Source organism: Hahella sp. NS-SX17 (assembly GCF_057367735.1).
In genome coordinates this window covers 3102329-3117207 of record NZ_CM170632.1, presented here as the reverse complement: position 1 = coordinate 3117207, position 14879 = coordinate 3102329, and the positions used below count along the sequence as shown (strand labels likewise).

The 14879-nt window shown below is 52.5% G+C and carries 12 protein-coding genes; 2 read left to right on the top strand and 10 right to left on the bottom strand.

Annotated features, from left to right (window positions below):
* Positions 1–2: 2 nt before the first annotated feature.
* From AC2IBB_RS14040 to AC2IBB_RS14020, 5 genes are all read right to left on the bottom strand, one after another.
* On the bottom strand, positions 3–668 hold the full coding sequence (locus tag AC2IBB_RS14040; protein ID WP_486333460.1) for an NADH:ubiquinone reductase (Na(+)-transporting) subunit D: 666 nt from the start codon (positions 666–668) through the stop codon (positions 3–5).
* Positions 661–1470 (bottom strand): Na(+)-translocating NADH-quinone reductase subunit C, encoded by an 810-nt coding sequence (locus AC2IBB_RS14035; RefSeq protein WP_486333459.1) that lies wholly within the window; start codon positions 1468–1470, stop codon positions 661–663. Before AC2IBB_RS14035 ends, AC2IBB_RS14040 begins: the two co-directional genes overlap by 8 nt.
* Positions 1463–2662 (bottom strand): NADH:ubiquinone reductase (Na(+)-transporting) subunit B, encoded by a 1200-nt coding sequence (locus AC2IBB_RS14030; protein ID WP_486333458.1) that lies wholly within the window; start codon positions 2660–2662, stop codon positions 1463–1465. The genes AC2IBB_RS14035 and AC2IBB_RS14030 overlap by 8 nt, the downstream gene beginning before the upstream one ends.
* 3 nt (positions 2663–2665) lie before the next feature.
* Positions 2666–4009 carry a Na(+)-translocating NADH-quinone reductase subunit A gene (locus tag AC2IBB_RS14025; RefSeq protein ID WP_486333457.1) on the bottom strand — a complete coding sequence of 448 codons (1344 nt, stop codon included), beginning with the start codon at positions 4007–4009 and terminating at the stop codon, positions 2666–2668.
* A 416-nt stretch (positions 4010–4425) separates the two neighbouring features.
* Positions 4426–5898, bottom strand: a complete 1473-nt coding sequence (locus AC2IBB_RS14020) for a glyceraldehyde-3-phosphate dehydrogenase (RefSeq protein ID WP_486333456.1) — start codon at positions 5896–5898, stop codon at positions 4426–4428.
* A 208-nt stretch (positions 5899–6106) separates the two neighbouring features.
* Between AC2IBB_RS14020 and mfd the strand changes: the two genes are divergently transcribed.
* A complete protein-coding gene (mfd, locus tag AC2IBB_RS14015) occupies positions 6107–9556 on the top strand; it encodes a transcription-repair coupling factor (RefSeq protein ID WP_486333455.1) in 3450 nt (1149 codons plus the stop codon).
* Positions 9557–9715: 159 nt separating this feature from the next.
* On the top strand, positions 9716–10570 hold the full coding sequence (locus tag AC2IBB_RS14010) for a peptidoglycan binding protein CsiV (protein ID WP_486333454.1): 855 nt from the start codon (positions 9716–9718) through the stop codon (positions 10568–10570).
* A 94-nt stretch (positions 10571–10664) separates the two neighbouring features.
* Here AC2IBB_RS14010 and AC2IBB_RS14005 read toward each other — a convergent pair whose 3' ends face one another.
* The 5 genes from AC2IBB_RS14005 to AC2IBB_RS13985 form a co-directional block, all read right to left on the bottom strand.
* Positions 10665–11399 (bottom strand): S-methyl-5'-thioinosine phosphorylase, encoded by a 735-nt coding sequence (locus AC2IBB_RS14005; RefSeq protein WP_486333453.1) that lies wholly within the window; start codon positions 11397–11399, stop codon positions 10665–10667.
* Between the two features lies 1 nt (position 11400).
* On the bottom strand, positions 11401–12522 hold the full coding sequence (locus AC2IBB_RS14000) for a mechanosensitive ion channel family protein (protein WP_486333452.1): 1122 nt from the start codon (positions 12520–12522) through the stop codon (positions 11401–11403).
* Between the two features lie 37 nt (positions 12523–12559).
* On the bottom strand, positions 12560–13600 hold the full coding sequence (gene nagZ / locus AC2IBB_RS13995; RefSeq protein WP_486333451.1) for a beta-N-acetylhexosaminidase: 1041 nt from the start codon (positions 13598–13600) through the stop codon (positions 12560–12562).
* 43 nt (positions 13601–13643) lie between these two features.
* Complete coding sequence (locus tag AC2IBB_RS13990; protein WP_486333450.1) at positions 13644–14126, bottom strand: L,D-transpeptidase family protein; 483 nt, start codon at positions 14124–14126, stop codon at positions 13644–13646.
* A 73-nt stretch (positions 14127–14199) separates the two neighbouring features.
* Positions 14200–14871: a TetR/AcrR family transcriptional regulator gene (locus AC2IBB_RS13985; protein WP_486333449.1), complete on the bottom strand. Its 672-nt coding sequence runs from the start codon at positions 14869–14871 to the stop codon at positions 14200–14202.
* Between the last annotated feature and the right edge of the window lie 8 nt (positions 14872–14879).

Here is a 14879-nt window from a genome sequence, read left to right as displayed (position 1 = left end):
ACTTAAAACGCCTCCTTAACTTTGTGCGCGGACAACTTGTACTCCGGCGCTTCCACCTGGTCTTTCTTCCAGGAACGCAGCCCCCAGATAATCAGACCAATGATAAAGAAAGCGCTTGGCGGCAACAGCAACAGACCGTTAGGCTGATACCAGCCGCCGTTAGCCACAGTCGGCAGGATTTCCGCGCCAAACAACTTACCTGCGCCGAACAGTTCTCGCACTGTAGCGACGATCAGCAAGATAGCGCCATACCCTGCGCCATTACCAATACCGTCAAAGAAGCTCAGTACCGGGCCGTTTTGCATGGCGAACGCTTCCGCGCGCCCCATTACGATGCAGTTGGTGATAATCAAGCCGACAAATACTGAAAGCTGCTTACTGATTTCGTATGCATAAGCCTTCAGCACCTGATCCACCACGATTACCAGCGAAGCGATAATAGTCATCTGGACGATGATCCGGATGTTGCTCGGAATTTGAGAGCGGATCATGGCAATAAAAAAGCTTGAAAATGCCGTTACCAGCGATACGGCGATCGCCATAACCAGCGACAACTGCAAACTGGTTGTTACCGCCAAAGCAGAGCAGATGCCCAGGATCTGCAAAGCAATCGGGTTGTTGGAGAAAACTGGCTCTAGAAGAACCTTCTTCGGCGTTGCGTCAGACATTTCCTGCCTCCCCGGATCTTACCCTTTCCAAATACGTTTTGAACCCGCTCTCGCTCAGCCAGTAGTGGAGCAGATTTTCTACGCCACGGCTGGTGAGGCTGGCGCCGGACAACGCGTCTACAGAATACTTCGCGTCAGACGCAGACGGATTCACGCCCCCTTTGACCAGTCGTACGGCGACATCAAAGTTGTCGTCATAAACTTCTTTGCCAGGCCATTGCGATTTCCAGCTGGGATTATCCACTTCACCACCCAGGCCAGGCGTTTCGCCATGCTCATAGAAGCCAAGTCCGACCACGCTGTCGCCGTCCGCTTTCAGAGCAAGGAAGCCGTACAGAGTGGACCACAGACCATAACCTTTGATGGGCAAAATCACCCGGGTCAGCTTATCGCCCTCTTTAACCAAATAGACTTTCGCATAGCGCTCACGACGCTTGATCCCCGCCAAGTCTTCACCTGACGGCAATGCTTTGGAAAGCTCTGGATTCTGGGCGGACTTTTTCTGATCAAACGCGTCCACGCTCTCAAAACCGATATCTTTAGGCTCTACATAATTACCCGTGTCAAGATCGACGATTTTGGGGGTGATTTGCGCGAATTTCTCCTCAACCTCTTTCTTGGTGGGAGTCGCGCTCAACATACCTGCCGCGCGCAGAATATTTTCCTTCAGGTTCAATGTTTTATTTTGAACCTGTATCGGCTTCAGCAGAACTACGGAAGCAGATACAAAGATCGAACAGACGATACATAACGCCAGCGCGACGATGACCGTCTTTTGAATGGAATCATTTGACTTAGACACGCGCCAGCCTCCGTTTGATATTGGCCTGAACCACCAGATGGTCGATAAACGGCGCAAACAGGTTTGCGAACAAGATCGCCAACATGATGCCTTCGGGGAACGCCGGGTTAATGACGCGAATCAGTACAGTCATCAAGCCCACCAGTATACCGAACGCCCATTTACCGGTATTGGTCATGGAAGCGGAGACAGGGTCAGTCGCCATGAACATCATGCCGAACGCAAAGCCGCCCAACACAAAATGCCAGTGCGCAGGCACCTGGAACATTGGGTTAGTGTCAGAGCCAATCATGTTCAGTAATGTCGCTGTCGCCGCCATACCCAGGAAAACACCCACGACAATACGCCAGGATGCAATCCCCATAGCCAATAGCACGCCGCCGCCTATTAAAATCGCCAGAGTGGAAGTTTCACCGACACTCCCCTGCTGGAAACCAAGGAAAGCGTCCATCCAAGTGATGCTGGTGTTAAGCGCGTCCATTCCGCCTGAAGCCGCAACGCTCAGTGGCGTAGCGCCACTGAAACCGTCAACCGCTGTCCAGACAGCGTCGCCGGAGATTTGCGCCGGATAGGCGAAGTACAAAAACGCCCGACCAGTTAATGCAGGGTTCAGGAAGTTCTTTCCAGTACCGCCAAAGACTTCTTTACCAATCACAACGCCGAAGCTGATGCCCAGAGCTACCTGCCACAAAGGAATGGTAGGCGGGCACACCAAAGCAAACAAAATAGAGGTAACAAAGAAACCTTCATTTACTTCGTGCTTTCTAATGGTCGCAAAAACGACTTCCCAGAAACCGCCAACAACAAATGTGACAGCGTAAATAGGCAGGAAGTAGACCGCGCCGTAGATGAAGTTATCCCAGATACTCGCGGCGTTATTACCCGCCAGCATGGCGATAATTGAACCATGCCAATCCATATCCATCGTCAGGCCATTCGCGGCCAGATAGGTGTTGGACTGATAACCTACGTTGTACATGCCGAAAAACATGGCGGGAAACACGCAGAACCACACGGTGATCATGATACGCTTCAAGTCAACGCCGTCGCGCACATGCGTGTTAGCGGTGGTTACCTTGGAAGGCGTGTAGAAAATGGTGTCGACAGCTTCAAAAAGCGCGTACCACTTTTCATATTTGCCGCCTTTTTCAAATTGCGGCTCAATCTTGTCAAGAAATTCTCTCATTCCCATGCATCAACCCTCTTTCTCAATGCGAGTGAGGCTATCGCGAAGAATAGGACCGTATTCATATTTACCCGGGCACACGAAGGTGCAGAGGGAAAGGTCTTCTTCATCCAGCTCCAGACAACCCAGCTTTTGCGCCATTTCTGTGTCGCCGACAACCAGAGAGCGCAGTAGTTGCGTTGGAAGAATGTCCAACGGCATCACCTTTTCATACGAACCAACGGGAACCATAGCCCGCTCACTTCCGTTAGTAGTGGTGGTGAAGTTGAACAACTTGCCAGGGTTAAGCTTGGAAAGGTAAATATTCAGCAGAGAGAACTTGTTGGAGCCTGGCGACAGCCAGCCCATGAACTCACGCTTATAACCTTCTTCAAGGCAAGAGACCTGATTGGCGAAACGGCCCAGAAAAGACACGCTGCCTTTCGCATTACGGCCGCCAAGCACAGAACCGGATATCAGACGCACGTCAGACGACTTCAACTCGCCTTCCGTCAATTGCGCCAGAGATGCGCCCGCCCGAGTGCGCAACAGGCGAGGCTTGTTGACCATGGGTCCCGCCAGCGCGATTACACGCTCAACAGACTTACGTCCGGATGTGAACAGGCGACCAATAGCGATTACGTCCTGATAGCCTACCGTCCAAACAAACTTGGACGCGTTTACAGGATCAAGGTAATGGATATGGGTGCCAGCCAGACCGGAGGGGTGTGGTCCATCAAACTGTTTCTGTACAGCGCTGGAGCCGCTTGGCAATTCATAGTTGACGCCTGCGCGCGCGCACACGAACACTTTACCGCGAGTCAGCTTGCTCAAAACGACCAGACCGTTTTTAAAGTCAGCCTTGGCTTCGTTGATTATGACTGCAGGATCTGCGCTTAAAGGGTGGGAGTCGATCGCCGTCACAAAGATGGAGTGAGGCTCGGCGTCAATGGCAGGCGCCTTGCTGTAGGGACGCGTTCTCAACGCAGTCCAATCTCCAGAAGCGAGCAGGTTTTCGACAACTTGTTCGCGAGACAGGTTGGGCAGCTCTTCGGGGCTGAACTGAGCGAACTGTTCGCTGTCGTCCCCCTCAATGTCGATAACAATCGACTGAAACACCCTACGCTCGCCACGGTTCACCGCCGACACCACGCCGCTTGCGGGCGAAGTGTAACGGACGCCTTCCGTTTTTTTATCAGTAAATAGAAGCTGGCCGCACTTGACACGATCGCCTACCTTCACTTCCATGGTAGGTTTCATGCCATTATAGTCAAATCCGATTAAAGCAACCTGGGTTACAGGCTTGCCGTCTTCAATGACTTGTGCAGGCGCTCCGGCTATCGGAAGATCCAAGCCTTTCTTGATCTTGATCATCAGCCCCGCCTAATCATCAGAATAAATTGATTTACAGCCACCACGAATGCGCTCTTGTGATTGGAGTTTAGGATTGCCCTTGTTGGAGGGATGCACAGGATGGCCGACCAAAAAACGCCATAATTATAGTGACGCAAATCCGGATTTTCTACTACGCAGGACGAGCTTCTCCGGCCAATCCTCTATTTTTTCAACGAATTCAGTCATTCAGCGGCCTCACTGAGTTTTATTACCATTGAATTACAATCTCTCAGGCCCGTTTCCCTGAAATACACGCAGGCCAACGGAGTTAGACTTTAGTCTTAACACTCCTCATATAACCGCTTAAAAAAGCCGCAAGCATAAAAAAAGCGGACGCAAAGGTCCGCTTTCTTAACCAGCTGGTCAACCCTTAAGAGCCAACCTTGTAGTCCGCCTCAATCCATGGACTTGGGATACACCGTGTAAGTGACGCCCGCCATTTGATTGACCACGCGAACCACCTGAGCGCTGTAACCCGCCTCGTTGTCGTACCAGACGTACAGTACAGCGCGATTGCCATTGACAATAGTCGCTTGCGCATCAACCACGCCTGCGCGGCGCGAGCCGACAAAGTCAGTGGAAACCACCTCAGGGGAGTTAACGAAATCAATCTGCTTCTGCAAGTCGGAATGCAGGGACACATCGCGCAAGTAGCCGTTAAGCTCTTCCACAGAAGTGTCGCGCCCCAGATTCAGGTTCAAAATCGCCAGGGAAACGTTCGGCGTCGGCACGCGAATCGCGTTGCCAGTCAACTTTCCAGCCAGCTCAGGCAACGCCTTGGCGACAGCCTTGGCGGCGCCGGTTTCTGTGATAACCATGTTCAGAGGCGCGCTGCGTCCGCGACGGCTGCCCTTGTGGTAGTTATCAATCAGATTCTGGTCATTGGTATAGGAGTGAACCGTCTCCACGTGACCGTCTTTGATGCCGTACTCGTCATTTAACGCTTTCAGCACTGGGGTGATGGCGTTAGTCGTACAGGAGGCCGCAGAAAGAATGCGGTCTTCCGCAGTGATCAGATGGTTATTGATGCCATAAACGATGTTTTTAATCGAGCCTTTGCCCGGCGCAGTCAGCAAAACGCCTTTGACGCCTTTGCACTCCAAATGGCGGGACAAGCCGGCCTCATCACGCCACACCCCGGTGTTATCAATAACAATCGCATTATCAATGCCGTGTTGAGTGTAATCCACTGCATCCGGGTTGTTCGCGTAGATAACCTGAATGTAGTTGCCGTTGGCGATAATGGCGGATTCTTTCTCATCTACAGTGATCGTGCCCTGGAAGGAGCCGTGCACAGAATCCCGGCGCAGCAGGCTGGCGCGTTTTTCCAGGTCATTCTCGGCGTTGCCTTTACGCACGACAATCGCACGTAAACGCAGATTCGCTCCGCCGCCGGCTTTCTCGATAAGAATTCTCGCCAGCAAACGACCGATACGTCCGAAACCGAACAGAACCACGTCTTTGCTTTCTCCGGAAGTCCCCATACTTCCTTCAGCGGCGTATTTTCCAATTACCTCATCCAGCTCGCTGCGCACAAAATTTTCCAGCGCAATAGTGTCTTTTACTTTTTCATATTTGATGGCGAGCTTACCGATATCTACGTGAGCGTGCCCAGGTTCCAGTTCGTCCAGCAACTTTAGAATAGGATAGGTATTGTGCACGGACAGTTCATGGTCGGCCACCTGACGCACAAAGCGGTGCGCTTTTAGCAGGCCGATCACTGAACGGTTGATGATTGGGCGACCATATATGGATGTGATGACGTTATATTTTCTGTACAGTCTTCCGATAAGGGGAATCATCGCTTCTGCGACGGTTTCGCGTTCCTTCCATTCCCCAAAACAAGCATCCAATTTTTCTTGACTCACTTTTATGCACCTCTCGTCTGCGCAAATCGGGCGCTCATTATCCCTTTTCAAAACACCCGAAGCAATTTAGGCTCCTTGATTTTTAACGCTTTCCACGGCTTTATAAGGCCTTTACACAAGTGGACTGGCTATCACGTTTTCGGGGTTTGGTTGTGATTTTACGAAACAATTGTAGAATGCCCCTTGACTTTAAGCTGGAGATATAAAGTTGACAGAGCGGCGCCAACTTCCTTCAAATTCAACGACTATCAAGTACTGGCCCCAGGCAGTCGGACAGTCCGACGCCTACATTCTGGCGCAGGCGCTCAAAGAGCAAAAACGCCTGTTGGTGGTAATAACACCAGATATGCCTTCGGCGGATCAGCTCGAATCGGCGGTAAAATTTTTTTTAGGGGATGCTAAAAAATCTGGGAACACGCCCCCGATTTTAACCTTGCCGGACTGGGAAACCCTTCCTTACGATACTTTTTCGCCTCACCAGGACATTATTTCTCAGCGAATTCAGACTCTGCATAAACTACCGACATGTGCGAGCGGCCTGCTAATTGTTCCGCTCAGCACTATCATGGTGCGTTTGGCTCCCAAAGAGTTTGTGCAGCGCTCCACACTTATCCTTCGTAAAGGCCAGCCGCTCAGGATAGACAGTTATAGATCCGAGCTTGAACAAGCCGGATACCGCTGCGTGGATACTGTCTATGAGCACGGTGAATTTGCGGTCAGAGGATCGATTCTCGACATTTTTCCCATGGGGTCCAAAGCGCCCTTTCGCATCGACTTATTTGACGAGGAAGTCGAGACTCTGCGCCAGTTTGATCCGGAAACACAGCGCTCCGCCACCCAGGTTGACGAAATCAGCCTGCTGCCCGCGCACGAATTCCCACTTAACGAAACGTCCATACATTTGTTCAAAGACAACTTCTATGAGAAGTTTCCCGGCGCATCGCGCAACAGCCCCCTATTGCAAGACATAAGCCGCGGCATCGCCACACCCGGACTGGAATATTACCTCACTCTATTTTTTTCCGAGACCGCCAGCCTGCTGGATTATGTCGCCAAGGACGCCTGCTTCGCTCTTTATGACGGGCTACATGAAAAGGCTTTGCACTTCTGGAAAGACCTGGAGCAGCGCTATGAGGATCTGCGCCATGATATTCAGCGCCCTATTTTACCGCCGGCGGATATCTATCTGCGGGTTGAAGAGCTGTTCGAGGGACTGAAGCAATTTCCACGCGCGCAATTCAGCGCCAAGTCCGAGGAGTCCGACAAACCATTCGCCGCCCTGCCCCACTTGGCGCTGGACGCCAAGAAAGAGAATCCATTACAAGCCATTGACTGCGCCCAGCAGGATAGCGGATACAAAATCGTCTTGTGCGCCGAATCCGCTGGACGCCAACAGGCGCTGATGGACACATTCAAAGAGCATGGCCGGCCGCTCACGCCATTGGACTCCTGGGAAGCGTGCCTGAGCTCCGGCGATCAGTGGAATATCACGGTAGCGGAGCTGGCGAAGGGATTCGCCGATACCGAAAACCAGATTCTGGTGGTTGCTGAAGCGGACTTGTATGAAGGCAGGGTTCTACAGAGAAGGCGGCGCAAGCGGGCGCAGGAAAGCCCGGAAAACATTATCCAGAACCTGACTGAACTGAAGCTCAATGCGCCAGTCGTACATATCGACCACGGTATCGGTCGTTATAAAGGGTTGCAGTCATTGGAAGTGGACGGCCAAAAGCAGGAGTTTCTGGTGCTGGAATACGCCAATGAAGCCAAGCTGTATGTGCCAGTCTCCTCTCTGCATCTGATTTCCCGCTACGCGGGTCTCGACGATAATCTTGCGCCGATCAATAAACTTGGTACGGATCGCTGGTCCGCCGCCAAGCGTCAAGCGGCGGAAAAAATCAAAGACAGCGCAGCGGAACTGCTTGATATTTACGCCAAGCGAGAGCTGCACAAAGGTTACGCCTGCCCGCCGCCGGACGAGCACTACCGGGCTTTCTCCGCCTCTTTCCCGTTTGAGGAAACGCCCGATCAGGCCACCACGATCAACGCCGTATTGCAGGATATGATGAAGCCACGCCCCATGGATCGACTTGTCTGTGGCGATGTGGGCTTCGGCAAAACAGAAGTCGCCATGCGGGCCGCCTTTCTTGCCGCGCACGCAGGACGACAGGTGGCGATACTCACCCCAACCACACTGCTTGCGCAGCAGCACTTTCAGTCTTTCCAGGACCGTTTCGCGGACACCGCAATCAATGTCGAACTGATCTCCCGCTTTCGCAGCGCCAGCGATATAGAAAAAGTCAAAGACAAACTATCGGAAGGCAAAGTCGACATTCTCGTCGGCACCCACAAGCTGCTGCAGAAAGACATCCAGTTTAAAAACCTCGGCTTATTGATCATCGACGAAGAGCATCGTTTCGGCGTGCAGCAAAAGGAGAAGGTTAAATCTCTGCGCGCCAACATCGACATACTCACGCTGACCGCCACGCCGATACCTCGAACCCTGAATCTTTCCTTTCAGGGCGTCCGCGATCTGTCCATTATCGCCACACCGCCGGAAAAACGACTGTCTGTAAAAACCTTCGTGCAGGAGCACAGCAACAGCATTATTAAAGAAGCCGTATTAAGGGAAATATTACGTGGCGGCCAAGTGTTCTTCCTGCACAATGAGGTCAACACTATTAATAAAACAGCCGCTGAACTGCAGGAAATGGTTCCGGACGCGCGCGTTGCCGTCGCTCATGGGCAGATGCGGGAGCGGGAGCTGGAAAAGGTCATGTCGGACTTCTACCACAAACGCTTCAATGTGTTAATGTGCACCACCATCATTGAAACCGGCATCGACATCCCCTCCGCCAATACTATTATTATCGAGCGCGCAGATAAATTTGGCCTGGCGCAGTTGCACCAGTTGCGAGGACGGGTTGGTCGCTCCCATCACCAGGCTTACGCCTACCTGTTAACCCCTCCTCCGCGCAATCTCACCGAGGACGCCAAGAAAAGACTGGACGCCATCAGTAGCGCGCAGGATTTGGGCGCAGGCTTCACCCTGGCCACTCACGACCTTGAAATCCGTGGCGCCGGGGAACTGCTTGGCGAAGAACAAAGCGGACATATCCAGAACATTGGCTTCACCCTTTATCTGCAGCTATTAGACGCCGCGGTTAAAGCCATGCGAGAGGGCAAGGAGCTGGATTTGACGCAGCCTATAGACCAGGGTTGCGAGGTCAATCTGCGTTTGCCGGCTTTAATTCCCGACGACTACCTGCCGGACGTCCATAACCGACTTATTTTGTATAAGCGCATCGCCAGCGCTAAAGACGAAGACTCGCTACAAGCGTTACAGGTTGAAATGATTGATCGCTTCGGTCTTTTGCCTGACGCCACCAAAAACCTGTTCCGACAAGCTCGTCTGAAGCTGTTCGCCGACAGGTTGGGGGTCGCCCGAATTGATATTGGCGCCCGAGGCGGCGTAATGGAATTTAACGCCAAGACCTCTATCGAGCCGATCAAGCTGGTGAATCTTATTCAGCGAGAGCCCAAGCATTACAAGTTGGACGGAGGCTCCAAGCTGCGCGTCACACGTACACTGGAGGACAAGGAAGACCGCATGCAGTTTGTAGAAAAGCTACTGAAATCCTTCTCTCCCGCCCGCGCTTAACCCAGCCAGGGCGACCCCGGCGCCGGGGATATGTAGTATACTTTGTGAGGGTTTGTTGATGGATGGCCATTTTTGTATTGGCGCATCATCAACACGCCCTGGCTTTTATTCTCTGGCGCACGCCTTCCAGTCACAAAACAAAAGAAGTTGTCCAAATAAATGCTATTTTGCCGAACTCCTCAGCTTTGCTCGAATGCAGCGCAAAGCGTTGTCGCTTATCTCTCCTTGATTCTTGGGCTCATGACGTTCAGCCTGAGCGCCAACGCAGGGCTCTATCAAATCGACCTTATCATGTTCAAAACCCCTGTGCCGGAAGGGGAAGAAAATTTCGAGTACTATCCTGTCGATTACGATCCTGAAGCGCCGCTACTCGTAGACTTCACACCCTTAAGCAGTTTGCAGAAGCAAGCTCTAGGCGAGAACCAGGTGTTGTTAAAGTGGATCGCTAACAACCTGGATCGCCGCGCCGGATATCAGGTTGTCTGGCATAAATCCTGGGTCTCAAATCTCGCCTACAATCAGGATACGCCTGTGCGTATTTTTGATACGGAGCGGCTGGGTGAGGGTTACAGCATTGAAGGCGTGGTTAGCCTCTCTCGCACGCGCTACCTGCATACCACTATTGACTTGTCGTTGGTCGAGTGGCGGCAAAAACAACCACAGGCTATGGAGAAGATCTTCACGCCATTCCCCGAACAAGCAGGGGCGTCCGATACGCTCTCGCCATTACAACAAGGCTCGCCAAATGGAAGAGTAACCGCCCCAGGCGATGATGAGTTATTCATGGAGGAAGCCTTCAAAGGGCTTGAACCCGTGGCGCGCTATCGTAATCGACAGTCACGCCGCATGCGCAGCCGCGAGGTTCACTACCTGGATCACCCTGTTGTTGGCGTACTGGTGAAAATTATTCCTGTCCGTAATGTGCGTATTCAAGCATCAGTAGACACTGCAGAAGGCGGACTGACGGAAGAAGACGACAAAGACGCGGAAGAGAACAGCGCCATAGAAGAGTAACGCCGACGTCGTGATTCGTACGCCTCGATTACCCAATAAAAAAGCGGGACTGGTCCCGCTTTCTCATTTCGCCAATTACAGCGCTTGAGTGCGATTAACTCTCAGCAACCAGCGCCGCCAGCATTTGCTTCACATACCCCATGCCCTGATCAATCGCTTCATGGATTTCATCCATGGTGATGATGTTATCACTAACTCCAGCAGCCGGATTCACAACCAGAGATATACACGCATAAGGAACGTCCAGCTCTCTCGCCAGCGCCGCTTCGGGCATTCCTGTCATACCGACAATGTCACAGCCGTCCTGTTTCATGCGACGGATTTCCGCAACGGTTTCCAGACGCGGCCCTTGCGTTGCGCCGTATACGCCAAAGTTACTGTGCTTGACGCCCAGCGCCGCCGCTTTCTCACAGATTAGCTTGCGCAGCGCTTCATCGTAGGGGTAGCTGAAATCAATATGAGTGACATGATCAATATCGCCCTGAAAATAAGTGTGCTCACGTCCGTAGGTGTAATCGATCACTTGATCGGGAATACACACATGGGTAGCGCCCATATCCGGGTGTATGCCGCCTACCGCGTTTACCGCCAGAACGCCCTTGGCGCCCGCTTCTTTCAACGCCCAAATATTAGCGCGGTAATTCACTTCATGCGGTGGAATTCTATGTGGATTGCCATGGCGCGCCAGAAACAGCACATCCTTTCCCCGCAACTGCGCGCGGACGATATCCGCCGAGGGCGCGCCCCAAGGCGTATCAATCTTGTCCTGCCCCTTGATTTCCAGGCCTTCCAGCTCAGTCAGCCCAGTGCCTCCAATAATTGCGTACATGTCAGTCTCTCCGATCTTGTAAACTTTCTGTCTCTTCCAGCACTTTCAGTTGGTCCGGCAAATGCACCGTTTGCGTAGGAAAGGCCACTTCGGCGCCATGCCGCTGAATTATATCCATCACCTTGATCAGCACGTCCTGCTTCACTTCATGGTACTTGATCCAGTTGGTGGTCTTGGTGAACGTATAAATAAAGAAGTCGAGAGACGACGCCGCAAACGCATTGAAGTTAACGATCATAGTCTGGGTTTCGTCTATTTCATCATGTTCCGCCAGCATGGCTTTCACCTGCTCAACAATCGCCGGCACTTGACTGAAGTCGTCATAACGAACGCCAATGGTTTCATAAATGCGGCGATGGGTCATACGGGAAGGATTCTCCACGGAGATGGTCGTGAATGTGGAGTTAGGCACGTACAGTGGTCGCTTGTCGAAAGTGCGGATACAGGTCAGGCGCCAGCCAATCTGTTCGACCGTCCCCTCGATATTTTTATCCGGCGAGCGAATCCAGTCCCCGACAGAAAAAGGGCGATCCAGATAAATCATCAGTCCACCGAAAAAGTTCGCCAACAAATCCTTGGCGGCGAAGCCCACCGCGATACCGCCAATGCCGCCAAATGCCAGCACGCCGGAAACGCTGTAACCGAGCGTCTGCATGATAACCAGCACGCCGGTAATAATAATGGATGCGCGCAGTAGTTTGCTGATCGCGGACATGGTGGTCTTGTCCATGGGCTGCTTCATCTTATCCGGCGACACCAGGATATCTTCCGCGCCTTTGACGAAGCGAATCAGGAACCAGATGATCAGCACAATGACGCCAATAGCGCGAATTATATCCACCGCTTCAAACACTACCGCGCCCGTCTCTCTCTGCGCCACTTCCGCCGCCCAGGAGAGCCCGATCAGCCAAATGAATACGCCCAGCGGCTTGGCGCCGGCATCCAGTAAAGTGTCATCCCACATGTTCCGGGTCTTCGCCAATTGTCTTGCGATTCGCCCCGTCACTTTATGGCACAGAAAATTGGCGACCAGGGTCACAAAAACAATCAGAAACACTCGTACGATCCAATGCATGGAATCGTCGGCGAACCCTAGCCAGGAACTCACTTCAGTCCAGGACACAACTTTTCTCCTATCGTCAGCATGTATTTCATCGCATTTATTGTCGCAGGCTACGCGCCAGTTCACGCGCCTGCGCCAGCCTCGCCTGATCCACCGCCCCGTGGGAGCGTCGCCGCATGCCATGGCGACGACACAACGAATCCTCAGGAAATAGCAGATCATCGGGAAGCGCCTGTAATTTGTCCGCGACTTTAAACAAGCGCTCAGGATTATTGCACGCCATCAACAAGTCGCATCCGGCTTGCAGCGCCCTGACAGTGCTGGCGCTTTCATCTTCCTCCGCACTGGGATCAGCGCCCTGCATGCCCATATCATCACTGATTATAGCGCCCCGAAATTGCAGTCGATCACGCAAAACCTGAGTGAGCCAGAATCCTGACTGGCTGGCGGGAGCCGGATCGCAAGCAGGATAAATGACATGAGCCGGCATCAACGCCTCAACCCCAGCCTCTATCATTTCGATAAAAGGCCGCATATCCGCAGCTAGAAGCTCCTCATAAGTACGCAGGTCGCGGGCGCTTTCCACATGTGTGTCTTCCGCCACAAAACCATGGCCAGGAAAGTGTTTACCTACTCCAGCGCAACCGGCTTCGCCCATACCGCGCCAGAATGCTTGCGCCAACTCCAGCGCCATAGCCGGCGTATCGCCAAAAGCGCGATCAGCGATAACTTTATTCTTGCCGTAATCCACGTCCAGTACCGGCGCAAAGCTGAAGTCCAAGTCCAGCTCCCCCAACTCCACAGCAGTCAGCCAGCCCAGTTCCCTCGCTATCCCTTTGGCTTCGGAGGGATCTTGGCGGTAGTTGTCTCGCAATTTTCCCGGCGCCGGCAACAAAGTTCGTCCTTCCCTAAAACGTTGCACCCGCCCGCCTTCCTGATCGACGCATAAGAGCAGCTCTGGTCGTATAACGCGAATCTGTTTGACCAAGCTCTTCAGCTGTTGCGGATCGCTGTAATTACGCGCAAAAAAGATTACGCCACCCACGACAGGACGGCTTAGCAATTCTCTTTCCTCGGCGCTAACTTCCAACCCTTTGAGATCGACTATCAAAGGGCCCAGTTTTGCTGTTTTGCTCATAAGAATCGTGTACTTGGCTGATTAGGTTCAGGCCGCGCAGTCTTTAGCCTTTGATAAGCACTGAGACGCCTAGGCTGACGCGGTCAAAAAGCCGGATAATATCTTGATTTCGCATCCGAATACAGCCGTGGGACATTGGCGCGCCCATAGGTTCGGAGTCTGGGGTTCCATGCAGATATATATAGCGGCGCATCGTATCCACATCGCCTCCGCGATTGAAGCCTTTTTGGGTTCCACTCAGCCATAGAATGCGAGTGAGAATCCAATCCCGCTCGGGATAGAGCTCGGCAAGCGCCTGGGAATATATCTCGCCTGTCCAACGGCGACCGCGAAAGACTGCGTTTATGGGAGCCTCCGCACCGATCTTAGCGCGAATAATGTGCTCTCCCCTCGGCGTCTGTCCGCTGCCATTACGTTCTCCGACGCCGGCTTTTGCAGTTGAAACGACGTAGGTCTCCACTACTTCGCCCTTATCCAATAGCGTCAGCGTTTGCGATGGTACAGAAAGGACAATGGAATGCGACATGAGTCTCCAGGAGGTGAGTGAGGCCAGCCCCCAAGGATATTACATCCTCGCCTCATTTACAGTCGCGACTTGATTAACCTGCGCTGGCGGCTTCCGTAGAAGTATGGCGCGAATCATCCGAAGACGCATTGATTCCCGCAGCCAGAAATGGCACCAGCTGATTGACGATGCCGACTACTGGGGTTTTTACGCCCAATTCCTTCTCCAGAATACTGCCCAAGGCCTCTGACGAAGACATGGTAAATGCAGTAGCCCCCAACATAAACTGAATGCGCCAGAAACGCTCCACTGCATTCAGTTCTGGCGTCGCATCTTTCAACAGGCGCATGAACAGGCGGAATTCCGTCGCGTATTGCTGTTCCAGATACTTACGCAAATGCCCTTGAGACTGAGTGTAGGCAAGCCCTAGCAGGCGCATGAAGATTGATAGGCTTTTGCTGTTTCTGGCAGGAATATCAATCACCGATGAGGTGACGATTTGCAATAATTCTTCCAGTTCGACTTTGCGACTTTCCGCAACGACACCCTGAAGTCTTTCTCGCAATATGCGAGTGAATGGATTAATAAAGCGGGCGAACACGGCTTGAATCAACGCGTTCTTGGAACCGAAATGGTAATTTACTGCAGCCAGATTGACTTTGGCTTTGCTGGTTATCTGCCGCAGTGACGTTTCCGAGAACCCTCGTTCCGCGAATAACTGCTCTGCAGCATCTAAAATCCGATCAACTGTATCTGACTGAGACATGTTTATTC